This is a genomic window from Bifidobacterium primatium (assembly GCF_002802875.1).
In the GTDB taxonomy this organism is placed as follows: Bacteria; Actinomycetota; Actinomycetes; order Actinomycetales; family Bifidobacteriaceae; genus Galliscardovia; species Galliscardovia primatium.
In genome coordinates, this window is record NZ_PEBI01000002.1 from 253,768 (window position 1) to 276,231 (window position 22,464).

Genomic DNA, 22,464 nt, shown 5'->3' on the forward strand with positions numbered 1-22,464 from the left:
CCGGTTCAGACGATCGGCGTCGTTGGGGCCGAGCCGGTGCTGCCGCGTTCCACGAACGTCGAATAGCTCACGATGGGCGCGGAGTCGCCGTCGTCGATGTGCAGCAGCTTGCCGATGAGCTTGGTCGCCGCCTGCGCACCCATCTGTTCACGGGGAATATGGATGGACGACAGCGTCGGCGTGGAACGCGCCCCGGCCGTCGTGTCGTCGATGCCGACGACCGACACCTGTTCCGGCACGCTGACGCCGCGGGCGGCGAGCACGTCGAGGAACTGCAGCGCGAAGATGTCGTTGAACAGGATCACCGCCGTCGTGGGATTGTCGAAGAATGCGGCATACGATTCGCGCATCGCCTCCTCGTCGAATATCTGCGGTCCGGGAATCTGCCGCAGCCGCATCCGTTCCTTCTGACAGGCCGACAGCAGCGCCTGCCAGCGCAGCCCGTTCTGCCAGGAGTTTTCCGGTCCGGCGATGTAGGTGACGGATTCGTGGCCGAGCGCCTTGAGCCTGCGCACCACGGCGGTCAGCGACGGCCGGTCGTCGCAGACCACGGACTGCACGCCGTTGACCAGACGGTTGACCACGACCGTCGGTTTCACCTGCGCGGCCTTGCGGATCGTGGAGTCGGACAGTCTCGACGACGTCAATACCAGACCGTCCACCTGCGTCGCCATACGCATGATGGTGCTGCGTTCGAGATCGCGCTTCTCCTCGGTGAGGGCCGTCAACAGGATGAACCCGCGTTCGATGCACGGCCGTTGCATGCCGTCGACAAAATCCGCGAACACCGAGTATTTCAGATCGCTGGTCGTGGTCAGGATCATGCCGCGCAGCGCGTCGTCCTGCCGCGGTTCGAGGTTCTTCGTGCGGTAGCCGAGCCGCTCGGCCACCTCGCGCACCATGGTTGCGGTCTCGAGGTTCACGCGGCCGGGCTTCGACAACGCGCGCGAGACCGTGGTGGGGGAGACGCCGGCCTCACGCGCCACGTCGCGGATGGTCACCTTCGTCGACTCGCTCATCATCTGCTCCTCACTGCGCCGCCATTGGCCCTGATAACAAACTATTACAGTCGTATCGCTCACCGATTCCGCCGCAACACGCCGATGAAATCCATCAATTCGCGGTCGAAACGATGAGTAAACGACGACGATTCGGCCACGGCATGGAAAACTATGGAAAGAAAACCGTGCCATGCGTGCGCCGCGTAGAGTGGTGGTCAACGGGAACGGAACCGACAACGAGGTACCGGTCCGATTCCCATTCACCTCGTTTCCATTCGACCATCAATCTCCCGACCATCAACCACTCAGACCGCAAACCGACATCGGGCTCGGGTCCCACGAAGCCGCGGGACCCGTGCATCCCCACATATCAAGGTAAAGGACGGCATCATATGCGCAACATCGAAACCCTCGCCGACGGCTGGCTGTTCACCAAGGGATCCCTCGCCGGCGTGCCCGCCTACTCGCCCGGCCCCGAATGGACCGAGGTGAGCGTGCCGCACACCTGGAACGCGTTCGACGGCCAGGACGGCGGCTCCGACTACCACCGCGGCGCATGCTGGTACGTGCGCAGGCTGGAGATCGGCGAGCGCGCGCCCGAATCGCGCGTCTACCTCGAATTCCAGGGCGCCGCCAACGTCGCCGAGGTCTATGTGAACGGCTGCAAGGTCGGCGACCACGTCGGCGGCTACTCCACGTTCCGCATGGACGTCACCACCGCGCTCATGCCGAGCGGCAACGTGCTCGCCGTGAAGGTCAGCAACGAGGAACGCTCCGACGTCTACCCGCAGATGGCCGACTTCACGTTCTACGGCGGCCTGTACCGACCCGTCGAGGTGCTGGTCGTGAACCCCACCCACTTCGACCTCGACTACCACGGCGGCCCCGGCGTCACCGTCTCGTCCACCATCGGCGAGAACGGCGCCGCACTGCTCGACGCCCGCGCATGGGTCACCGGCGCCAAGGCCGGCGACCTCGTGGACTTCCAGATCCTCGACGAGGACGGCAACGAGGTGGCCTGCGCATCCCAGCCCGCCGACCTCGACGGCGGCAAGGTGCGCACCCTCATCGAGATTCCCGACGCCCACCTGTGGCAGGGCACCGAGGACCCGTACCTGTACGAGGTCGTCGCCACCGTGATCCGCCACAACGAGGTGCTCGACGAGGTCTCCTTCCTCCACGGCGTGCGCGAATACCGCTTCGACCCGCAGGAAGGCTTCTTCCTCAACGGCAGGCTCACCCCGCTGCGCGGCGTCTCCCGTCACCAGGACCGCCTCGGCAGGGGCAACGCGCTCAGCCTCGAGGACCACGTCGAGGACGCCTACCTCATCAAGGAGCTCGGCGCCAACACCATCCGTCTCGCCCACTACCAGCAGGCGCAGGACTTCTACGACCTGTGCGATCAGCTCGGCTTCGTCATCTGGGCGGAGATCCCCTTCATCTCCAAGATGAACGACGACCCCGCCGCCCACCAGGACTGCATCAGCCAGATGACCGAACTCGTCATCCAGAACTTCAACCACTCGTCGATTCTGATGTGGGGCATCTCCAACGAGATTCTCATCGGCGGCGACAGCCCGCAGCTCGTCGAGAACCTCAGGGAACTGCACGCGCTCGCCAAGAGCCTCGACCCCACGCGAGTGACCACCATGGCTCAGGTCTCCAGCACGCCGAAGGACTCCGAGCACAACCAGATCACCGACATCCTCAGCTACAACCACTACTTCGGCTGGTACGGCGGCCACCTCGAAGACAACGAGGCCTGGCTCGACGATTTCCACGCCATGCACCCCGACCGTTCCTTCGGCCTGTCGGAGTATGGCTGCGAAGGCATCATCTCGTACCACAGCGACGACCCGCAGTGCGGCGACTACTCCGAGGAGTACCAGGCCGTCTACCACGAGCACATGGCCCGCATCATCGACGAACGCCCGTGGCTGTGGGGCACGCACGTGTGGAACATGTTCGACTTCGGCTGCGACGCCCGCAAGGAGGGCGGCGTCGAAGGCCGCAACAACAAGGGTCTCGTGACCATCGACCGCAAGGTGAAGAAGGACTCGTTCTTCATCTACCAGGCCTACTGGTCCGCCGAGCCCATGGTGCACATCTGCTCCAAGCGCTACGCCCGCCGCGCCGCCGACGCCATCGACGTGAAGGTCTACTCCAACCAGCCGGCCGTCTCGCTCGTGGTCGGAGGCAAGCCGTTCGCCACGCTCGAGGCCTCGGCCCAGACCGACCCGCACATCTTCGTGTTCAAGGACGTTCCGCTCGCCGACGGCTACACGCACGTCGAGGCCCACGCCGGCGACGTCGCCGACTCGACCTCGTGGCAGAAGGTCGCCGAGGCATACGAGCCGTACACGTTCGTCGACCCCGAAGGCGGCAACATCGTCATGAACTGGTTCGACGACGTCTCCGCCGACGAAGGCCTGCCGGTCGACGCCCCCTACGATGAGTCGCACTACTCCGTGCACGACACCGTCAGCGTCATCCTCGACAACCCCGAGGCCTCGGCCACGGTGACCAACGCCGCGTCCAGCATCGCGAACATGCGCATCAAGGCCAGCATGCTCGGCGTGCTCGGCAACAAGAGTCTCGTCGAGATGTTCGACCAGCTGCGCAGCATGTCCGGCAATGCCGAAGGCCTTGAGCAGAAGATCGCCTACCTCAACCAGCAGCTCCAGCAGATCAGGAAGTGACGCTCGGTCGACGGCTGCATGACAGCCCGACCCTTTCCCGGCCCCCTCTTCACGAGGGGGCTTTTGATTGCATCCACACCTGTCGGCGCCGGCATCGGCAGATGTGGATGCCCTCTCACGGAAACTCGTGGAAATAATTCCGTCGCCATCGGGCGCAACGTAAAGTGATAACCAACGCGGCAAGAGATACTAAAAATCGTCGGAAACCGCGGAATTCCAAGCATCGACGGCACGTTCCATGCAAGGTCGCACGTGCCGGCCTCGTCATCCATCAATCACTCAATCAATCCTGGCATCAGACGTCATATGTCCCATACGAAGGAGCATGGGCGCGTCTGTCACAAGACAACCGGACCTTGCCATCCCAAGGGAGGGAAGAAAGCAATGAGCGCAGCAAACACCAGTGCCAAGGCGGTCAAGCCGTTCGGCCTGAAAGACAAGATCGGCTACATGTTCGGCGACTGGGGCAATGACTTCATGTTCATCTTCGCCAGCTCGTTCCTCATGGTGTTCTACACCAAGGTCATGGGCATCTCCGGCATCGTGGTCGGCGGACTGTTCCTCATCGCCCGCATCATCGACGCCTTCGCCGACGTGACCGTCGGCGTGGTGGTCGACCGCGCCAAGACGCATCCGAACGGCAAGTACCGCGTCATCATGATGCGCATGGCCGCGCCGGTCGCCATCTTCTCGTTCCTCATGTACCAGACCTTCTGCATCAACTCCTCGATGACGGTCAAGATCGTGTACATGTACGTCACGTACATCATCTGGGGCATCCTCTACTCCTGCGTGAACATCCCCTACGGCTCCATGGCCTCCGTGATCTCGCCCGAGCCCGAGCACCGCACCAGCCTCTCCACCTTCCGCACCGTGGGCGCCACCTGCGCCTCGCTGATCATCGGCGTGCTCGCCCCGCTCGTCATCTACGAGAAGGACGCCAGCGGCAACCAGATCATCCGCGGCGGCGAAGGCACCAGCATCTTCATGTGGGTCTCCCTCGTCTTCGCCATCGGCTCCTTCCTGTGCTACTTCATCTGCTACAAGATGTCCACCGAGCGCGTGAAGTCCGAGGACCACTCCGGCGATGAGCCGGGCGCCGAGCGCCAGTCCATCCTGCACATGCTGGGCAGCGCCTTCTCGTCCCGCGCCATGGCCGGCATCATCGGCGCCGCCATCGCCCTGCTCATGGCCATGCTCTTCATGCAGCAGATGGCGAACTACCTGTTCACCGACTACTTCAAGAGCTCCGCGCTGCTCTCCACCGTCAACCTCGTGTGCAGCCTGCTCACCTTCGCCATCGCCCCGTTCGCCCAGCCGCTCGCCAAGAAGGTCGGCCACAAGGTCATGGGCGTCACCGGATCCCTCATCGGCGCGGTGTGCATGTTCACCCTGTACGTCATCCACACCACCAACGCCGTGCTGTTCTCGGCCCTGTACATCCTCACCTTCCTGGGCATCGGCCTGTTCAACATCGTGATCTGGGCCATGATCACCGAGGTCATCGACGACATCGAAGTGCACAAGGGCATCCGCGAGGACGCCACCTGCTACTCCGTGTACTCCTTCGCCCGCAAGCTCGGCCAGGCGTTCGCCGGCTGGTTCTCCGGCGCGGCCCTCGGCTGGATTGGATACAAGGAAGGCGCCGCCGTGGTGCAGTCGCAGGAGACGCTTGACGGCCTGTACATGTACGTCACCCTGCTGCCGGCCATCTTCTTCGGCGTCATGCTGCTGATCCTCGTCTTCATCTACCCGCTGAACAAGAAGCGCGTCGACGCCAACGCCGCCGCCCTCAAGGCCAAGCGCGAAGCCATCGAGGCCTGACGATCCGCGAAGGGCTCCCCGCACGGGGAGCCCTTCCCATCTGTATCGTTGTCGCCAACCGGCTCCCCTCGCCGCCGAGGGGGCTGGAACGTCGGGTCGGGTAAGCCGTTGTTGCCAATTGGCTCCCCTCGCTGCCGAGGGGAGCTGTCCGCGAAGCGGACTGAGGGGAGCTCCCAAGCCCCCGAAACCTCACCCATTCCTCATTCGTCCATCCCAAACCATCCATCCCAATCCATCCATCACCAACACGCACCCACCAATCCATCCCACACAACAGAACACACGAAAGAAGACGACGATGTCATTCGCATCCCTGTACCCCCGAGTCACCGCCACCCGCCGCATCCAGAGCATGAACGGCTCCTGGGACTTCCAGTTCGACCCCGACTCCCGCGGTGCGGAGGAAGGCTGGGCCAACGGCCTGCCCAACCCCACCGACATGCCCGTCCCCGCCAGCTTCGCCGACGTGTTCACCGACAAGTACTCGCGCGAATACACCGGCGACTTCTGGTACGTGACCGAACTGTTCGTCCCCGGCGAATGGCGTGACGGCAGCGTCGACATCCGCTTCGACTCCGCCACTCACGCGGCCACCGTATTCGTCAACGGCACCGAGGTCGCCCGTCACGAAGGTGGGTTCCTGCCGTTCGTCGCGCATATCAACGACGCCGTCAGATGGAACGACTACAACACCGTGGCCGTCAGACTCAATAACGAACTGAGCTGGCAGACGCTACCGGTCGGCGAGACCCACACCCTGCCCGACGGCACGAGGATGAGCGCGCCGTACTTCGACTTCTACAACTACTCCGGACTGCAGCGCAACGTCAGCCTGCTCTACACGCCGAACGAGCGCATCGAGGACCTCGACGTCGTCCACCGCATCGACGCCGGTCCGGACTTCAACGGCGTGTTTGCCGACGCGCACGTGGACTACCGTGTCGTCACCTCCGGCAATCATGACGTCGAGGTCGTCGTCCTCGACGAATGCGGCATCGAGGTCGCCCGTGCCAACGGCAAGGAAGGCACGCTCGACATCGCGAACGCCCACCTGTGGAACCTGCGCGCCGCCTACCTGTACCGTTTCGTCGTGCGCATCAAGGACGGCGACGACGTCATCGACGAATACTTCGACGAGATCGGCATCCGCACCGTGGAGGTGAGGGACTGCCGCATCCTCGTCAACGGCCGCGAGGTCTACCTCAAGGGCTTCGGCCGCCACGAGGACTCCAACATCCACGGCCGCGGCTTCGACCCGGTGGTCAACAAGCGCGACTACGAGGACATGAAGTGGATCGGCGCGAACTCGTTCCGCACATCGCACTACCCGTACGCCGAGGAGCAGCTGTACGAGGCCGACCGCGACGGCTTCTTCGTGATCGACGAGGCGCCCACCGTCGGCATGTTCAAGTCCACGATGAACTTCCTCGGCGCGTCCGGCGCCGTCAGCGACGAGAAGCCGAAGACCTTCTTCGACGAGGAGTCCGTGCAGACCGAGACGCTGGCCGTGCACCGCCGCACCCTGGAGGAGATGGTCGCCCGCGACAAGCGCCACGCCTCCGTATGCGCGTGGAGCCTGCTCAACGAGCCCGACACGACCAGCGAGGCCGCCGTCGCCTACTTCGAGAACATCTTCGACCTGGTCGCCGAGATCGACACGCAGAAGCGCCCGAAGACGTACGCGTCCATCATGATGGCGCCGGCGGGCGTCGACAAGACGCATCACGTGGCCGACTTCATCATGCTCAATCGCTATCACGGCTGGTACGTCAACGGCGGCTACGCCATCGCCAAGGGGCTCATCGACATGAAGGCCGAACTGGAGAAGTGGCACGAGCTCGAGCCGGACAAGCCGGTCATGTTCTCCGAATACGGCGCCGACACCATGGCCGGCGTCCACAAGCTGCCAAGCGTGATGTGGAGCGAGGAATACCAGGTCGAGGTGTTCAAGATGTGGTCCGAGATCTTCGACTCCTACGACTGGATCGTCGGCGAACAGCCGTGGAACCTCAACGACTTCCAGACCACCGAAGGCATCATGCGCGTGGACGGCAACAAGAAGGGCCTGTTCACCCGCGACCGCCAGCCCAAGATGGCGGCCTTCTACCTCAGGGACCGCTGGACCGCGATTCCCGACTACAAGGCGTGACGCGCCACCGCGCGGACGCCTGACGCAGCCGCGCGAACGCCTGACGAACGTGTCCGCAAATGCCAGGTGCGGATGACGAAACGGCGGCGGGGATGGCCTGGAGGCCACATCCCCGCCGCCGTTCTTTTTGCTGCCGTCCGTGTCGAATGCGATACGGCAGGCCGTCGCAAATGCTCAAATGCGAATCGCCGCGGAGGTTCCGGGGGGAACCATCCGCGGCGATTCGCCGTATCAGTGGTAGTCAGTACCGCAGTCCGAATCCGTACTCGTAGTAGTGTCCGGCGGAGTCGCGGTAGGCGTAGGCCTTGCCGTTCTCGTCCTTCATGGCGTCGGGCATGTACCGGTCCTTGTCGTAGCCGGGCACGTCGTTCGGGCTGGCGCATACGCCGTCGGCGTCGACGGCGACCACGGCGTCGTTCTTCGGCAGCGTGATGGGCAGTCTGCCCTTCGCCGCGTGACGGCCGACGGTCACATCCATGCATGCCTTGTTATAGGTGTCGAATCCGGCGACCAGCGCGTCGACGTGGCGCTCGATATTGCCCGGCATCCATGCGAGCGAGAAGTTCACCGACGCCACCACGCGGCCGCCGTTCGCGTGCACGGCCGCCGCGATGTCGGCGATGCGGGAGGCTCCCGCCAGCGTGGTCTCCTCGTGCGTGGTGCCGGCCGGGCGGCCCTCCTCGTCGGTGTCGCACACGGTCTTGCCCTCGCAGATGTCGATTTCGAGATAGCCCTTCGTGGCCGAGAAGTAGTTGCCGGAACGAGGGTCGGCGAACAGGATGGCGATGTCGGCGGCGGACGGGTCGTCGGTCAGTGTCATGCCGTAGTCGTCGGCGAGCATGGCGCGCAGCGACGTCGTGGCCTTCTCGCCGGTCTCGGCGTCCTTGCCGAACGCTTCGGCGTACACCGTCCTGCCGTCGGTCGCCGCGGCGTCGAGTGGCAGCGTGCGCGAGGAGTTCTTCAGCAGCGTCACCGAATCGCAGTGCACGGCGTAGGCCTCGTCCCAATCGGCGGCGGTGCCGACGACCGCCTCGGCGGCGTCGGGGTCTCGGTATGGGTTGTCGAACAGGCCGAGCGTGAACTTCTCGGTCAGCGTGCGCACGATGGCGCGGTCGAGCGCCTCGTCGCCGAGCGTCACCTGCTCGCGTGTGTAGCCGGCCGGCACATCATGCGAATCGTAGTAGCCGTTGCGTGCACGGTCGTACGCCTCGCGCGTCTCCGTCACGCTGAACGCGCCGGAGATCACGTCCACGCCGTTGTTCACGGCCAGGGCCACGCGTTCGGGGACGTCGAGGTCCTCCACGCCCCACGACATCATGTGCGTGATGCCGGAGTCGGAGTTGATGTAGCCCCTGAATCCCATCTGGCCGCGCAGTAGACGTTGGATGAAGAACTCGTTGTATGCGAAGCCCACGGCCTGCCATTCGATGGGATTGCCCTCGAGGTCGGTCTGCTCGGCGCTCTTCGCCTTGCAGGGCTTGGCGTAGTAAGGCATGATCGACGCCGCGTTTTTGTCGACGGCCGTGATGAACGCCGGAATATGGTACTTCTCGAGACTGCCCTCGGTGGGGTAGACGTTCCACTGGCCTTCGGCGTAGTGCGGGTCGAATCCGTTCTCGCGTGCGCCGCCGCCGGGGAAGTGCTTCACCGTCATGGCCACGCCGTCGCGGGTCAGCTCGTCGCCGCCCTGGACGGCCGGGATGAGATGCTCGAAGATTCGGCTCACCAGCTGCGGATTCTCACCGAACGTGCCGTAGGAGCGCTGCCAGCGCGGATCGGTCATCGTGTCGGCCATGTACATGTAGCCCTTTTTCATGCCGACGGCGTCCCATTCGCGGCGGATGGCGTCGCCGAAACGGTCGATGATGCCGAAGTCGCCGGTGCCGATCGTGGCGGCGGCGATGCCCAGCGTTCCCGGCCAGGTGGCGAACACGCCCTGCGCCTCGTTCATGCCGAACACGGCCTCGCCGTTCTCGTTGCGCGAGTTGCTCAGCACCTGCACGGGCACACCGTGTTCGGTGTCTTCGGCCACGGCGTTGAGCTGGTTGATCCAGTCGACGAGCTCGCGCGTGGTCGGGTTCGCGCGCAGGATGAGGTTGCGCAGCTTGAGATTCTGCAATGAATACGTGGTGCCCCACGTCTTTTCGATGCCGAAGATCGAGCCGTCCTTCTCCTTGATCTGCTCGCTGAGCAGGCCGGTCGCGTCGCGTTCCTCGCCTTCGTCGAGCTCCTGGCCCATGCGCCACGAGTTGGCGAACAGCATGCCGATCTTCTCGTCCACGTCGAGCGCGGCGACGAGCGATGCGGCGCGTTCGGCCGGCGATTTGCGCCAGTCCTTGTAGTCGTCAAGCCGGCCGGAGCCGTCAAGGTCCTTGAAATACCGGCCGTCCTGTTCGATGACCGGCTTCGATGTGACGCCGATGACCGGGCCGTCGGCGTTGCGGTAGTAGCGTACGGTGTCGGTGGCCTTGACGGCCGTGGGATTCGTGTCGGCCTCGCCGGTTTCGGTGCCGTCGTTCGTCGTTGATGCCGCGGATGGCGTTACTGTCTCGGATGTCATGGTCGGCGCTCCTTTCGATGTTGTGCGCCGCCGTTGGCGCACAAGCGTCCACCATCCATTCTTCCGGCATCGTGCGGCCCGTGTGGTCTGTGCCCACCGTTTTCCATTACGGTTGCCGAAAACGAAATCAAAGTGATATCATTTTGGTATCAGATGAATGGGGCGTGCGATTCGACAGCGAATTCACCCGGCGTCTGGATCCAAGGAAGGTGGTCACCGTGGTTGGGACGGCAAACGACACTGGAATGCTTCAGGGAAACGTGAGCGATTCGGAAGGCGTGACGAAGGCGAAGGCGCATACGCCGACCGTCGAGCGCGAAGGCCGGGCGATGGGCGGCTGGCCCATGCTGGTCGTCGTCATCATCGGATGGGCTGCGGCCATCCTGGGCATCGTCTTCGGGTCCATCGTCATGGATTCGGGTCCGGAGGGGCGGATGTTCGGCGTCGGCGTGGCCCTGCTGGTCGTCGGCATCGTACTGTGCGTGCTGATGTCGATGCTGCCGGCCGGCTTCTTCTCGCTGCAGCCCAATGAGGCGCGCGTGCTCGTGCTGTTCGGCGAATACCGGGGAACGGTGCGGGGCAGCGGTTTCTACTGGGCCAATCCGTTCTACTCCCGCGCTCTCCAGCCCGCCGAGCAGGACGACTCCGACGGTGAATCTCTGGCGGCGGCGCTTGGCGGTAAGAAGAAGCCGACGAAGCCCGGTCAGGCGGCGGTCAGGGCCAGGATCTCGCTGCGCGCCCGCACGCTCAACGGCCCCCGGCTCAAGGTGAACGACCGCAACGGCAATCCCATCGAGATCGCCGACGTCATCGTCTGGCGCGTGGTCGACACCGCCCGTGCCGTATTCGACGTGGACCATTACGAGCAGTTCGTAAGTATGCAGGCCGAGACCGCGCTGCGGCACGTCGCCAGCCGGTACGCCTACGACCACAATGCCGAAAGCGACGATGCCGCGGCCGGCGAGATCACGTTGCGGTCGAACATCGCCGAGGTCTCCGAGGCGCTGCGGGCCGAGCTGGCCGAACGGCTGGAGCCGGCCGGCATCGCCGTCGACGACGCCCGGCTCACCCACCTGGCGTACGCGCCCGAGATCGCGCAGGTCATGCTGCGCCGCCAGCAGGCCGAGGCGATCATCGCCGCCCGCACGAAGATCGTGCAGGGCGCGGTCTCCATGGTCGACATGGCGCTGAAGGAGCTGGAGCATGACGGCATCGTCGAACTCGACGAGGAGCGCAAGGCCGCGATGGTCTCGAACCTGATGGTCGTGCTGTGCGGCGACAACGACGCCCAGCCGGTCGTCAACACCGGTTCGCTCTACAATTAAAGCTCTGTGTCGCGTGCGGGCCGGGGGCGCGGCCCGCACGACTTCGCGTCCCCATAGGAAGGAGGAGATCCCATGGCGAAGAAGCAGTACCCGCTGAGGGTCGACCCCCTGCTGTGGGAGGCCGTCGAGCGCTGGGCGGCCGACGAGCTGCGGTCCGTCAACGGCCAGATGGAGTACATCATCCGCGATTCGCTCAAGCGCGCCGGGCGGCTGCCCAAGCAGCTGCCGCCGTCGCGCACCAACTCACGTCGTGGCGAATGACGGGGCCGGACGCCCATGCCGTTTCTGGGCGTGTCGCGGATTTGGTGATATCGACGTCTGGGTGTATATTACTAGTTTTGTAAACCACAGACCGTTGGTTAGGGCCGCAAGGTCCTCGAAGGTTGCCAGCGTAGGTTGAGAAAACGAACCTTCCGGATTCGGAAGGATGTCAGGCATCAATGTGTCTGACGATGATGTTCGCTCCGCCTGCGCGCGGGGCTTTTTTATTGCTCGCGTGGCTTCCTCCAGTCAACGGCCGACTTAGGAAGGAACGCCATGTTAAGGCCCGAAAAGGCTGAGGTCATTGCACAGCTTACGGAGCAGTTCCGTAACGCTGACGCCGTGTACCTCACTGAGTACCGCGGGCTGAGCGTGCCGCAGATCTCCGATCTGCGCGAAAAGCTGGGCCGCGATACTTCCTACACTGTGGCGAAGAACACGCTCGCACGTATTGCCGCTAAGGAAGCTGGCATCGAAGGCCTCGACGAGTACCTCGCCGGTCCTTCCGCCATCACCTTCGTCCAGGGCGATTACGTCGAGGCCGCTAAGGTCCTGCGTGAGTTCGCCAAGACCAACAAGCAGCTCATCGTCAAGGGCGGCTTCGCCGACGGCACCGTGTACGATGCCGAAGGCGTCGACAAGCTCGCCGACCTTGAGTCTCGCCCGGTCCTGCTGTCCAAGATCGCGTACTCCCTCAAGGCTGTACAGACCAAGACCGCTCAGCTCTTCGTTGCCCTGCCGACCAAGGCAGTCCGCACCGTCGACGCTCTGCGCGAGAAGCAGGAGAAGGCCGCCTGATTCGCGGTTTCCGCGGATTGGCGCTTGTTGCCTGAATAAACAACAAAAATTTTTGGCTGGTCGGCATCCCAAGACCTTAACAATTGTCGACCGCCGCTGAATGAAAGGAAGCCATAATGGCTAAGCTCACCAACGAAGAGCTCCTGGAAGCTTTCGGTGAAATGACCCTCGTCGAGCTCTCCGAGTTCGTCAAGGCCTTCGAGGACAAGTTTGACGTCGAGGCCGCCGCTCCGGCCGCCGTCGCCGTTGCCGCCGCTCCGGGCGCTGCCCCGGCCGAGGAAGAGAAGGATGAGTTCGACGTCATCCTCTCCGCCGTTGGCGACAAGAAGATCCAGGTCATCAAGGCCGTTCGCGCCATCACCTCCCTGGGTCTGGCCGAGGCCAAGGCTCTCGTGGACGGCGCTCCGAAGCCGGTCCTCGAAGGTGCCAAGAAGGAAGACGCCGAGAAGGCCAAGTCCCAGCTGGAAGAGGCTGGCGCCACCGTCGAGCTCAAGTGATTCTCGCGGCCTGAGCCGCGCAGTGTTCACTGCTTGATTCTGTCAGACCCCGTGTCCGTGGATTCCACGGCGCGGGGTTTTCCGTATTCGGCGTACACTATCGGAACGTGGCACAGATACAGGGACTGCGACGGGCGGCGGCGGACGAGAAATACCGGCAGATGACCGGCCGGCCGGTGCGTCCGCTCATCATCCGGCTCGGCATCCCCGCCATCATCTCGAATCTGGTCACGATGATCTACAACCTCGCCGACACGTACTTCATCGGCAGGCTCGGCACCTCCCAGTCGGGAGCCATCGGCATAGCCGTCTCCATCATGACCATCATGCAGGCCATAGGATTCTTCTTCGGCAACGGTGCCGGCAACTCGCTGTCGCGCGAGATGGGCAAGCACAACGAGGAGCGCGCCGCACGGCTCATGGCCGTCGGCTTCTTCGGCTCCGTCGGCTTCGGCGTCCTGCTGGCCGTCGCGGGACTCGCGCTGCTGCGGCCGCTGGTCTTCGCACTCGGCGCCACGCCCACCATCGCGCCCTATGCCATGGATTATCTCGCGCCGATACTGCTGGCCTCGCCGGCGGTCTGCGGTTCGTTCACCATGAACGGACTGCTGCGCTACCAGGGCCTGTCGTCGTATGCGATGATCGGTCTGGTCACCGGCGCCGTGCTCAACATCGCGCTCGCTCCGCTGCTGATCTTCGGGCTCGGCATGGGCATCCGCGGCGCCGGCGTGGCCACGGCATTGTGTCAGGCCATCGGATTCGTGATCCTCGTGGTCATGTGCCGCAGGGTGGCGGTGCTCAAGCTCACGCCGAAGCAGTTCCGCCCCGACGTGCTGCTCGTGCGGGAGCTCGTCGGCGGAGGGCTGCCGTCGCTGCTGCGCCAAAGCGTCGGTTCCGTCGCCGCGATCTGCGTGAACCTCGCCGCCAATCCGTTCGGCGACGCCGCCATCGCCGCCATGGCCATCGTCACGCGGCTGATGATGTTCGCCAACTCCGTCATCATCGGTCTCGGCCAGGGATTCCAGCCGGTATGCGGATACAACTACGGCGCCGGCCTGTTCGACCGCGTGAAGCGGGGATACTGGTTCTGCGTGCGCGCCAGCACATTGGTGCTCGCGGCGTTCGCCGTCGGGCTTTCGACGTTCGCGCCGCAGATCATCGAACTGTTCCGCGCCGACCCCGACGTCGTGCGCATCGGCACCGTGGCGTTGTGGATGCAATGCGTGAGCCTGCCGATCATGGGCGGCAACATGATATCGAACATGATGCAGCAGACCATGGGCCTGACCGGCGTCGCCTCGTTCCTCGGCGTATGCCGTCAGGGCGTCTACCTCATCCCGCTGATCATCGTGCTGCCGCATCTTTTCGGACTCGCCGGCGTGCAGCTCGCGCAGCCGACGGCCGACATCCTGACGTTCTGCACGACCATACCGTTGCAGCGCCGGGTGCTCAAACGCCTCACCGTGCGGAAAGCCAATGTGCAGAAGTAAGGCGAGTGCTGTAGATTTACGAAGAAACCGGGCGAAGCGTGCCACAATGGAGCATAAGTGTGTCCGCATGCGTAAGAGGAGGCTCGTGCCGTGAATGACCAGCAGTGGCTTATCAAGGTCAATGGTATAGACGAGATTCGCGTCGATGCGGGGCAGACCGTCGAGATCGGCCGCAAACCCCTGCGTCCCGCGCCTGTGGAGGACGGCGTACGACGGCTCGACGTCGAGGACTCGACGAAATCCATGTCGAAGCGTCACGCCCGTTTCGTCGTGGCCGAATCAGGCACCGCCACGCTGGAGGACCTCGCCTCGACGAACGGCACCTATGTGGTGCGCGACGACGGCGAACTCATGCAGGTGCCGTCCGGCAAGGCGTTCCAGCTGCCGCGTTCGCCGATGCGATTCCAGTTCGGCGACGTGCCGGTCGACTTCATCATGATGCCGCGTGAGGAGAAGCCCGCCGAGGATCCGGTGGCCGACCTGTTCTCCTACGCCGCATCCGACAACGTCAAGCAGGATGTCGACGCAGCGTCGATGAGCGTGGACGACATCCTCGACCTGCGTGCCGGCGAGCCGACGGGCCTGCTGAGCACCACGCAGGTGCGCAGCCGCATCGACGCGCTGCACGATCAGGCGATCGCCGAATCCCGCAGACAGCGGCAGCCCGATGCCGCCGGTGGCGCGGTCGGAGCGAACGGCGGCGTGGAACCGTTCATCGTCAGCAAGCCGGGCGTGGGCGACGCCGATGCCGTGGCGTCGTCGCAGACCGGTCGAACGTCGGCGCAGGAGGCGCAGACGCAGATCATCGCCCCGCAGTCCGATGCGTCGGATGGCGGGACGCAGTCCGACGCGGCTGTGTCGAACGCCGGTTCTTCGGAAGCGTCGTCGGCGGTGACGACGGACGACGCGTCCGGCTTCACCGGTGCCTCGGCCGTGGGCGACGGCGGGCAGAACCCGGCGTTCGTGATGGAGCGCGACCTGTTCCACGATGCCGCTCAGCAGGCGGCGTCCTCGACGGCGTCGGCGGCCGCGCAGCCGCAGTTCACGCCGGTGTTCGAGGCCGGTTCGGTGTTCGAGCGGTTGTCGAAGGGCGAGGCCGATCATGAGGAGCCCGGCATCGAGGTGGACGGACTGAGCTCCGCCGACGCCAAGACCACACGGGACTTCGACCTGCAGTTCGAGATGGCCCGTCATCCGGAGCTGCTGCCGTTCCTGGCATTGAACCCCTCGCTGTATGACGACCTGTACAAGTGGCTGGAGCTGCAGGGCAATGCCGACATCGATCAGGCGCTGAAGAACAATCAGGGATACCAGGAATATCTGGCCGGCAAAGGGGAGTAGAACGAATCATGAGTGCTTCTGAAACCAGAACCGTTTCGGACGAGGCCATCGGCCGCATCCAATCCTGGTATGACGAGTACCGGAACCAGCATGGGCCCTCGCCGGTCGAGGACCTGTCGCAGCTGGACGCGCGACTGGACCTCACCCACGCGCACCCCTCCGGCATCGCGCAGCTGTTCGCCAGCGGCCACGTGCAGCTGAGCAGCCTGTTCCGCGACAGCGGCATGCTGCGCGCCGGCCAGCGCCGGCTCTCACGCGTGCTTGAGGACCAGATGGCCGTGGAGAACGCCAGCGGCAACGCCCAGCTGTCGCTCGCCGTGGGCGTGGCCAGCTGGAAGGGCGCGTCCATGCCCCTGCTGCTCTACCCGATTCAGGTGGACCGCGAGGAGGGCGCCGAATCGCTCGCCCACGCGCAGCTGCGCTTCACCGCCACCGCCACTATCAACCCCGCATTCGTTTCGGCGATGCACGAGAACGGCGTCATGCTCGACGAGGACGCCCTGCTCGACACCTCGCAGTACTCCGACAGCTCTCCCGAGACCTCGGCGCTGTTCTCCCGCATCACCTCGCTGGTCGGCGACTCCGTCGACTCGTTCGTGGTGGAGCGCGAGATCATCCTCGGCTGCTTCATCCATTCCTCCACGCTGTTCCTCGAGGAGGGCGAGCGCCTGCTGCGCCGCATGCGCCGCGGACTCACCGGCAACGACCTCATCGACACGCTGGCCGGTGACGACAAGGCCGCCCAGTTCCTCGCGGAATACCCGGTGGCCTCGTACACGCCATACGATGTGGACCCGCACAACGAGCTGGAGATCGGCGACGTGGACAACGTCGCCCGCTATGCCGCGCAGATCGTGTCGTCGGGGGCCTCTGCCTTCGTGGACCTGCCCGGCGGCCGAGGCTCCGCCGTGCTCTCCTCCAGCATCGCGAGCCGCGCCATCATGAACGGCAAGACCGTGCTGTATGTGCCGTGCGTGCCGAACCAGAAGAGCCGCTTCGTCAAGCAGGTCAAGCGCAACGAGATGTCGGGCATGCTGCTCGACCTGAGCGACCCCGCGTTCAACAACGCCATCGACCATCAGCTCATCGCCGCCGTCGGATACCAGCCCGGCACGGCCAGCTCGCACTTCGACCAGCTCGCCGACGAGCTGGTGGGCGTGCGCACCCGTCTGGCCCGCTATCTGGGCGACCTGCACGGCAAGAACAAGGAATGGGGCGTCTCCGCCTACGAGACCATCCAGAACCTCGCCCGCATCTCCGCACTGCCCACCCGACCGGCCACGCATGTGCGCCTGAGCGAGCGCACCGCCCGCGAGCTGAGCAGCTCCATGGACGAGTGGAGCGAGAAGCTCATGCGCGCCGGCGAGCTCGGTGAATTCCGCATCGGTCCGGCCGACACCGCCTGGTTCAAGGCCGCGGTGTACAGCGAGCAGGAGGCGGTGAACACCTACCAGCGCGTGGTGCGTCTGCTCGAGAAGCTGCTGCCGGCCGTTCGCGACCAGATCCGCGCCGTTGTGGAGACCTGCGGCTTCCCGATCCCCGCCACCATGCAGGAGTGGAGCCGCCAGGTCGTGGTGCTCAAGAACCTGCGCCGCGTGCTCGACGTGTTCCAGCCGGCGATCTTCGAACGCGACATCCCCGCGATGATCGAGGCCTCGAAGTCCAAGGCCGACCGCAAGGCCGAAGGCACCTCCATGGGCTTCTGGGAGCGTCGCCGCCACATCAAGGAGGCGAAGAGCCTGCTGCGCGTGGGCGCACAGGTGGAGGACCTGCACGAGGCCCTGATGGTCGTCTCCAAGCAGGCCGAGCAGTGGCGCATGTTCGTACCCCACGGCGGCTGGCCGGTGCTGCCGCCGAAGCTCGACGACATCATCGACACGCAGGACGCCATCGTCTCCGACCTCACGTCGCTCAACGCCGTGCTCGCCACCACGCCCGACGGCGCCGACCTCGAATCCGTGCCGTTCGCCGCGCTCGAACAGCGCCTGCAGGGCCTGTTCGACGACCACCGCGCACTCGATACGCTGCCCGAGCGCAGCACGCTCGAGCGTGACTTCCAGGCCATGGGCCTCGACGAGTTGGTCGACGACCTGCGCAACCGCCACGTCGCCAAGGAGGCGGCGCCCGGCGAACTGCAGCTGTCGTGGTGGACCACCATCTTCGAACTCATCGTGCACTCCTCGCCGATCATCTCCAACCAGGACGGTTCGGTGCTCTCCGCAGCCTCCGAACGCTTCAGCCAGGTGGATGTGGAGCATGTGGGCTCCATCGGTCCCATGGTCAACCAGGAGATGACCAAGCGTCTGAGCGAACTGCTGTTCTCCCGCTCGCACGAGGCCAACCAGCTGCATACGCTGCTGGCCAACCCCACGCCGGTGCCGATGAGCCGGCTGCGCCGCGACTACCCGAACATCCTCACTGCCACCAAGCCGATCCTGGTGGCGTCCCCGGCCACGCTCGTCGCCAATACGGCGCTGGAGCGTCTGGCCGACATCGCCATCATCGACGCCGGTGCGCACGCCAATCCGCTGGAACTGCTGTCGGTGCTCTCCCGCGTCGACCAGGTGGTGATCCTCGCCCACAAGGAGACGATGTCCTCGCCGGTCGTCAAGCTGCTCGCCCCGTACCTCAAGCCCCTGCGCCTGCTGGAACGTCCGGACCGCCGCGACACCCGCGTCGCCCGGTTCCTCGAACACCACGGTTACGGTTCGCTGCCGCTTTCCCTCGAGGTGCCCGACCCCAAGAGCGGCGTCGACTACACCAAGGTGGAGGCCAAGGGCGTGCCGTCGGTCACCACCGGCATCGTGGAAAGCAACAAGACCGAGATCGACAAGGTCATCGAACTGGTCATCGGCCGCGCAACCGGCTTCACCATCGTGCCGGCCTCCTATTCGCTGACCATCGTGACCATGTGCCCGCTGCACCGTCAGCGCATCGGCGCCGAACTCAAGGCCCGCAGCTCCAAGGACCCGGGCCTGCGCAAGTTCCTGCGCCATGTGCGCATCATCGGCCTCAACGAGGTGTGCGGCATGGAATCCACCGACGCCATCATCACCTTCGGCTTCGCACGCACGATGCACGGCCGCTTCTTGCAGCAGTTCGGCGCGGCGCTGGAATCCGAGGGCGGCGCCAACATGCTGCTCGACGCGCTCGCCATCGCGCACACGCACGTCGACATCGTCTCCGCGTTCAGCTCCGACGAGCTGGAGGACGAGCGTCTGCGTCAGCCCGGCCCGCAGCTCATGAAGCAGCTGCTGGTCTGGTGCGAGAACCTCGACAAGGCCGGCATCCCGCTGCCGCAGTCCCTGCCCATCGAGGCGAGCACGCTGCTCACCGACCTGGCCGACCGCATCAGGGCCCGCGGCCTGAGCGTCGCCGTCAACTACGGCTACGAGCACGGCACCTACATCCCGCTCGTCGTCGGTCTGCCGAACAAGCCGTATGCCCTGGCCATCGTCACCGACGACGCGCAGTTCATGTCCATCCCGTCGACGCGCCAGCGTCACCGCTTCATCATGGAGGACCTCGAGTCCCTCGGATGGTCGGTCATGTCCATCTGGAGCGTCGCCGCGTTCGTCAACCCCGACAAGGAAGTGGACCGCGTGGTCTCCCGCCTTGCCAAGATGTACGGCGACGAACGGTAGGCTTCCGATGAGCGACAGCAATCAGCCGGCGCAGCCCGCTTCGCGTCGGCGCAAGCACCGTCGCGTCGTCTTCCGCGGCACGGAGCGCTTCGACGCGGACGGATTGTTCGACGATGCGCCGACCGACGCCGAGGAACGCCGCGAACGACTCGACAAGGCCGGCGACGATGACCGGCGCATCCTCAACGAACTGCCTCCGCACTGGGGCAAGTTCGATGCGGAGGGCCGTCGCTAGCCCCAGCCATCACGGCCTGCGTCCCCACTCATCTCCCATACCGCCGTCACCTGCCGCGCCGACGGCGACGGCAAGCACCGGGGCATGCTCCTGCACCTGCAGCACGGCCAGCGCGTCCTTCGGCGGCAGCGCGAACGTCACGGCCATCGACCGGTCGCCGGCGGCTCCCGACAGCAGGCCGTCGTCCTCCGCACGTTCGGGCACGTCAAGCACCGTGGCATGTTCCGCCAGCACCCGGTACTCCCCGTCGCCGTCCGAGGCCGTCACCAGACGCACCGTATCGCCGACGACGAGCTCGTCGGGAGAGCTCGACAACGCGATCGTCATGCTGGTGCGTTCAGGCCCCACCGTCGGCCTGCGCGCGAGCATCGCATGGAACACCGGCGTGCCGGAGGCGATCGACGACTGGGCGATCATGCCGGCGGCCGCGCCCACGTCGTCGACGGCGTCGCGCAGCGCGGCGGAGTCCGGCACCTCGCGCATCGAGACGTCCCCGGTCACTATCACGTCGCCGCGCGCGATGTCCTTCGCTGCCACGGCGACGTATCGCGTGGCGACCGTCGCCATCACGCATTGCAGCGCCATCCATACCGCACATCCGCAGCATACGGCCACGATGATGCGGCGCATCAGGTCGCGCCGTCGGCGTTCGGACGCCGACGAGGCCCGAGGCCGGGGGCCGGGCCGTCGATCATACAAAAAAGGCATATTCCCAGCTTGAAGGATGGGAATATGCCTTGTCCACTTTTCGCGGCAATGTTGACGAACGTCGATTATCGTTGAAAAATCAACGATAATCGATTATCTCGTCGTTACGTTGACGCTATGCGCTCAGTGCTTCGCGCTGTCGGTGCGGTAGAAGCCGCTGCCCTTGAACTCGATGGACGGTGCGGAGAACACCTTGTGCACCTGCTCCTCGCCGCACTTCGGGCACAGCGTGATCGGGTCGTCGGAGAACGACTGCTGTTCGGTGAAGTCATAGTTGCAGTTCTTGCAACGGTAATGATAAGTAGGCACGAGTCCCTCCAAAACGTAGAAAATGCTATTCGTCGCTAACCATGCAGCCTGTTCATATCCTAGCCGCACGCGCGACAACCTCACGCCAATGATATCGGCTGCATCCGCCGCACGCCGTCGCGTCTATCGGACCGTCCAGTACTCGGCCGGCGTCAGCACGCCGTCGACGCGCTGATCGTGCGGTTCGCGGGGGAGCGGGGCGTCACGCAGCTCCCACGGCCAGACCACGGCCACCACCGGCGTTCCGGGCCTCCGATGCGTAAGCGCCTGGTCATACCATCCGCCGCCGCGGCCGAGTCGCACGCCGCCGCGGTCGGCCAGCACGGCGGCCGTCACCACCACGTCGGCCCGCATGATGGCGTCGGCCCCCTGGACCTCGCCGTCCGGCTCCTGCGGACGGTGGTCGCCCGTCTCCCGTAGGTCGGCCGTATCGGCAAGCTCGCCCCAGCCGAGCTCGCGCCCGGTTCCCAGCCGCGGCACCAGCACGCGCACGCCCCGGTCGATGAGCCAATGCAGCAGGGGCATGGTCGGCACCTCGGTACCCATCGACACATATGCGGCGACCGTATGCGTCCCGTCGAACAGACCGCTGCGCTCGGCCTGGGCGGCCAGATCGGCCCCGGCCCGTTCGCGCGTCTCGTCGTCGACCTCGCGCCTGCGGCGGAACGCCGCATGGCGCAGCTCCGTCTTGGCCGCGACGATGTCGACGCCGCCTGCGGTCTCGCCGTCGTTCGCGGTCCCGTCGTTCGTCGTCCGATTCACGATATCGTTCTCGTTTGTCGTCATGCTTCGGTTCTACCAGCACATCGGCACGTCCGCCCGTGTCGTCCCGTTGCCGCCGGAACAGGGCGGAATAATATGGGAGCCATGTTCCGGCTGTTTTCCAAGCATGATGTATCGCCGACGGGCAACGAGCGCTTCCGCATCCCGTCGTGGCTGCAGGCGCCCGAAGGTTTCGAGCCGCTGCGCCTGCGACCCATGCAGCAGGAAGACTGGGACGAGTGGAGCGAGGTGCGCAAGCGCAACGACGAATGGCTGCGTCCCTGGGATTCCGGCGACCCGCTGCACGGTCCCGGCATCTCGTTCAACGAATGGGTCTCCCGCCAGCGCAAGGCCGAGCAGGAGGGTCAGGGCGTCATACTGCTCATGATCTGGCATGGCGAGATCGTCGGGCAGATATCCCTCGGCGCCATCAGCTACGGCTCCATGCGCGTGGGCACCATCGGATACTGGGTGGACCGTCTCCATGCCGGTCATGGGCTGGCGCCGCTGGCGTTGGCCATGCTCGCCGACTGGGCGCTGCTCGACGTCACCGGTCCGCTGCTGCACCGGGTGGAGGTCGGCATCCTCCCCGAGAACGCGCGTTCAAGGCGCGTCGTCGAGAAGCTCGGCATGACCTACGAGGGTGTGCGACGCAACTATATGTATGTCGACGGCGCATGGCGGGACCACGAAATGTACACGCTGCTGAGCACCGACGTCTGTGGCCACGTCACCGACAGATTGCGCCGGTGAGACCTCCTCGGGGCAATCGATGTAATCAAAGTATGGGGTTATGTCCGACACGCGACATGCGTGAAACGTTTTTTCATGCCCGTACCCTATCGTAGAATGCATGGATTT

17 protein-coding genes are annotated in these 22,464 nt (G+C 64.9%); 12 read left to right on the forward strand and 5 right to left on the reverse strand.

Annotation, left to right across the window (positions count from 1 at the left end):
* Positions 1-5 precede the first annotated feature (5 nt).
* Positions 6-1,019 (reverse strand): LacI family DNA-binding transcriptional regulator, encoded by a 1,014-nt coding sequence (locus tag CS006_RS04845; protein ID WP_165777251.1) that lies wholly within the window; start codon positions 1,017-1,019, stop codon positions 6-8.
* 374 nt (positions 1,020-1,393) lie between these two features.
* On the opposite strand from CS006_RS04845, the gene CS006_RS04850 reads away from it, so the two are divergent.
* From CS006_RS04850 to uidA, 3 genes are all read left to right on the forward strand, one after another.
* Positions 1,394-3,700: a glycoside hydrolase family 2 protein gene (locus CS006_RS04850; protein WP_100510664.1), complete on the forward strand. Its 2,307-nt coding sequence runs from the start codon at positions 1,394-1,396 to the stop codon at positions 3,698-3,700.
* 384 nt (positions 3,701-4,084) lie between these two features.
* The gene (locus CS006_RS04855) at positions 4,085-5,524 is read left to right on the forward strand and encodes an MFS transporter (protein ID WP_100510665.1); all 1,440 of its coding nucleotides are present in this window, start codon (positions 4,085-4,087) and stop codon (positions 5,522-5,524) included.
* Positions 5,525-5,822: 298 nt separating this feature from the next.
* Complete coding sequence (gene uidA, locus CS006_RS04860) at positions 5,823-7,673, forward strand: beta-glucuronidase (RefSeq protein ID WP_100510666.1); 1,851 nt, start codon at positions 5,823-5,825, stop codon at positions 7,671-7,673.
* Positions 7,674-7,914: 241 nt separating this feature from the next.
* Here uidA and CS006_RS04865 read toward each other — a convergent pair whose 3' ends face one another.
* Positions 7,915-10,233, reverse strand: a complete 2,319-nt coding sequence (locus tag CS006_RS04865) for a glycoside hydrolase family 3 N-terminal domain-containing protein (protein WP_100510667.1) — start codon at positions 10,231-10,233, stop codon at positions 7,915-7,917.
* 260 nt (positions 10,234-10,493) lie between these two features.
* On the opposite strand from CS006_RS04865, the gene CS006_RS04870 reads away from it, so the two are divergent.
* The 8 genes from CS006_RS04870 to CS006_RS04905 all read left to right on the forward strand — a co-directional run bounded on the left by CS006_RS04870 (position 10,494) and on the right by CS006_RS04905 (position 19,824).
* On the forward strand, positions 10,494-11,558 hold the full coding sequence (locus CS006_RS04870) for an SPFH domain-containing protein (RefSeq protein WP_207760004.1): 1,065 nt from the start codon (positions 10,494-10,496) through the stop codon (positions 11,556-11,558).
* A 72-nt stretch (positions 11,559-11,630) separates the two neighbouring features.
* Entirely contained in the window at positions 11,631-11,819 is a 189-nt protein-coding gene (locus CS006_RS04875; RefSeq protein ID WP_100510668.1) for a type II toxin-antitoxin system antitoxin, read from the forward strand.
* 276 nt (positions 11,820-12,095) lie between these two features.
* The gene (gene rplJ / locus CS006_RS04880; RefSeq protein ID WP_100510669.1) at positions 12,096-12,617 is read left to right on the forward strand and encodes a 50S ribosomal protein L10; all 522 of its coding nucleotides are present in this window, start codon (positions 12,096-12,098) and stop codon (positions 12,615-12,617) included.
* A gap of 116 nt (positions 12,618-12,733) precedes the next feature.
* Positions 12,734-13,114 (forward strand): 50S ribosomal protein L7/L12, encoded by a 381-nt coding sequence (gene rplL / locus CS006_RS04885; protein ID WP_100510670.1) that lies wholly within the window; start codon positions 12,734-12,736, stop codon positions 13,112-13,114.
* Between the two features lie 107 nt (positions 13,115-13,221).
* Positions 13,222-14,604 carry an MATE family efflux transporter gene (locus CS006_RS04890; protein ID WP_165777252.1) on the forward strand — a complete coding sequence of 461 codons (1,383 nt, stop codon included), beginning with the start codon at positions 13,222-13,224 and terminating at the stop codon, positions 14,602-14,604.
* Positions 14,605-14,694: 90 nt separating this feature from the next.
* Positions 14,695-15,945, forward strand: a complete 1,251-nt coding sequence (locus tag CS006_RS04895; RefSeq protein ID WP_100510672.1) for a variant leucine-rich repeat-containing protein — start codon at positions 14,695-14,697, stop codon at positions 15,943-15,945.
* An 8-nt stretch (positions 15,946-15,953) separates the two neighbouring features.
* The gene (locus CS006_RS04900; protein ID WP_100510673.1) at positions 15,954-19,589 is read left to right on the forward strand and encodes a helicase; all 3,636 of its coding nucleotides are present in this window, start codon (positions 15,954-15,956) and stop codon (positions 19,587-19,589) included.
* Between the two features lie 7 nt (positions 19,590-19,596).
* Positions 19,597-19,824, forward strand: a complete 228-nt coding sequence (locus CS006_RS04905) for a hypothetical protein (protein ID WP_100510674.1) — start codon at positions 19,597-19,599, stop codon at positions 19,822-19,824.
* Positions 19,825-19,833: 9 nt separating this feature from the next.
* On the opposite strand, the gene CS006_RS04910 is transcribed toward CS006_RS04905, so the two are convergent.
* The 3 genes from CS006_RS04910 to CS006_RS04920 all read right to left on the reverse strand — a co-directional run bounded on the left by CS006_RS04910 (position 19,834) and on the right by CS006_RS04920 (position 21,627).
* Positions 19,834-20,454, reverse strand: coding sequence for an SAF domain-containing protein (locus CS006_RS04910; RefSeq protein ID WP_165777253.1), 621 nt, complete (start codon positions 20,452-20,454; stop codon positions 19,834-19,836).
* A 201-nt stretch (positions 20,455-20,655) separates the two neighbouring features.
* Entirely contained in the window at positions 20,656-20,841 is a 186-nt protein-coding gene (locus tag CS006_RS04915; RefSeq protein ID WP_100510904.1) for an FmdB family zinc ribbon protein, read from the reverse strand.
* A 123-nt stretch (positions 20,842-20,964) separates the two neighbouring features.
* A complete protein-coding gene (locus CS006_RS04920) occupies positions 20,965-21,627 on the reverse strand; it encodes a 5-formyltetrahydrofolate cyclo-ligase (RefSeq protein ID WP_100510676.1) in 663 nt (220 codons plus the stop codon).
* Between the two features lie 81 nt (positions 21,628-21,708).
* Here CS006_RS04920 and CS006_RS04925 point away from each other — a divergent pair, with 81 nt between their 5' ends.
* Positions 21,709-22,356: a GNAT family N-acetyltransferase gene (locus CS006_RS04925; RefSeq protein WP_100510677.1), complete on the forward strand. Its 648-nt coding sequence runs from the start codon at positions 21,709-21,711 to the stop codon at positions 22,354-22,356.
* Positions 22,357-22,464 lie beyond the last annotated feature (108 nt).

Excerpts from the sequence above, each read along its gene's own strand:
- CS006_RS04905 (WP_100510674.1), top strand. The coding sequence starts at position 19,597 with ATGAGCGACAGCAATCAGCCGGCGCAGCCCGCTTCGCGTCGGCGCAAG.
- CS006_RS04920 (WP_100510676.1), bottom strand. The coding sequence starts at position 21,627 with ATGACGACAAACGAGAACGATATCGTGAATCGGACGACGAACGACGGG.
- CS006_RS04875 (WP_100510668.1), top strand. The coding sequence starts at position 11,631 with ATGGCGAAGAAGCAGTACCCGCTGAGGGTCGACCCCCTGCTGTGGGAG.
- CS006_RS04925 (WP_100510677.1), top strand. The coding sequence starts at position 21,709 with ATGTTCCGGCTGTTTTCCAAGCATGATGTATCGCCGACGGGCAACGAG.
- CS006_RS04855 (WP_100510665.1), top strand. The coding sequence starts at position 4,085 with ATGAGCGCAGCAAACACCAGTGCCAAGGCGGTCAAGCCGTTCGGCCTG.
- uidA (WP_100510666.1), top strand. The coding sequence starts at position 5,823 with ATGTCATTCGCATCCCTGTACCCCCGAGTCACCGCCACCCGCCGCATC.
- rplJ (WP_100510669.1), top strand. The coding sequence starts at position 12,096 with ATGTTAAGGCCCGAAAAGGCTGAGGTCATTGCACAGCTTACGGAGCAG.
- rplL (WP_100510670.1), top strand. The coding sequence starts at position 12,734 with ATGGCTAAGCTCACCAACGAAGAGCTCCTGGAAGCTTTCGGTGAAATG.
- CS006_RS04900 (WP_100510673.1), top strand. The coding sequence starts at position 15,954 with ATGAGTGCTTCTGAAACCAGAACCGTTTCGGACGAGGCCATCGGCCGC.
- CS006_RS04865 (WP_100510667.1), bottom strand. The coding sequence starts at position 10,233 with ATGACATCCGAGACAGTAACGCCATCCGCGGCATCAACGACGAACGAC.
- CS006_RS04845 (WP_165777251.1), bottom strand. The coding sequence starts at position 1,019 with ATGAGCGAGTCGACGAAGGTGACCATCCGCGACGTGGCGCGTGAGGCC.
- CS006_RS04850 (WP_100510664.1), top strand. The coding sequence starts at position 1,394 with ATGCGCAACATCGAAACCCTCGCCGACGGCTGGCTGTTCACCAAGGGA.
- CS006_RS04910 (WP_165777253.1), bottom strand. The coding sequence starts at position 20,454 with ATGCGCCGCATCATCGTGGCCGTATGCTGCGGATGTGCGGTATGGATG.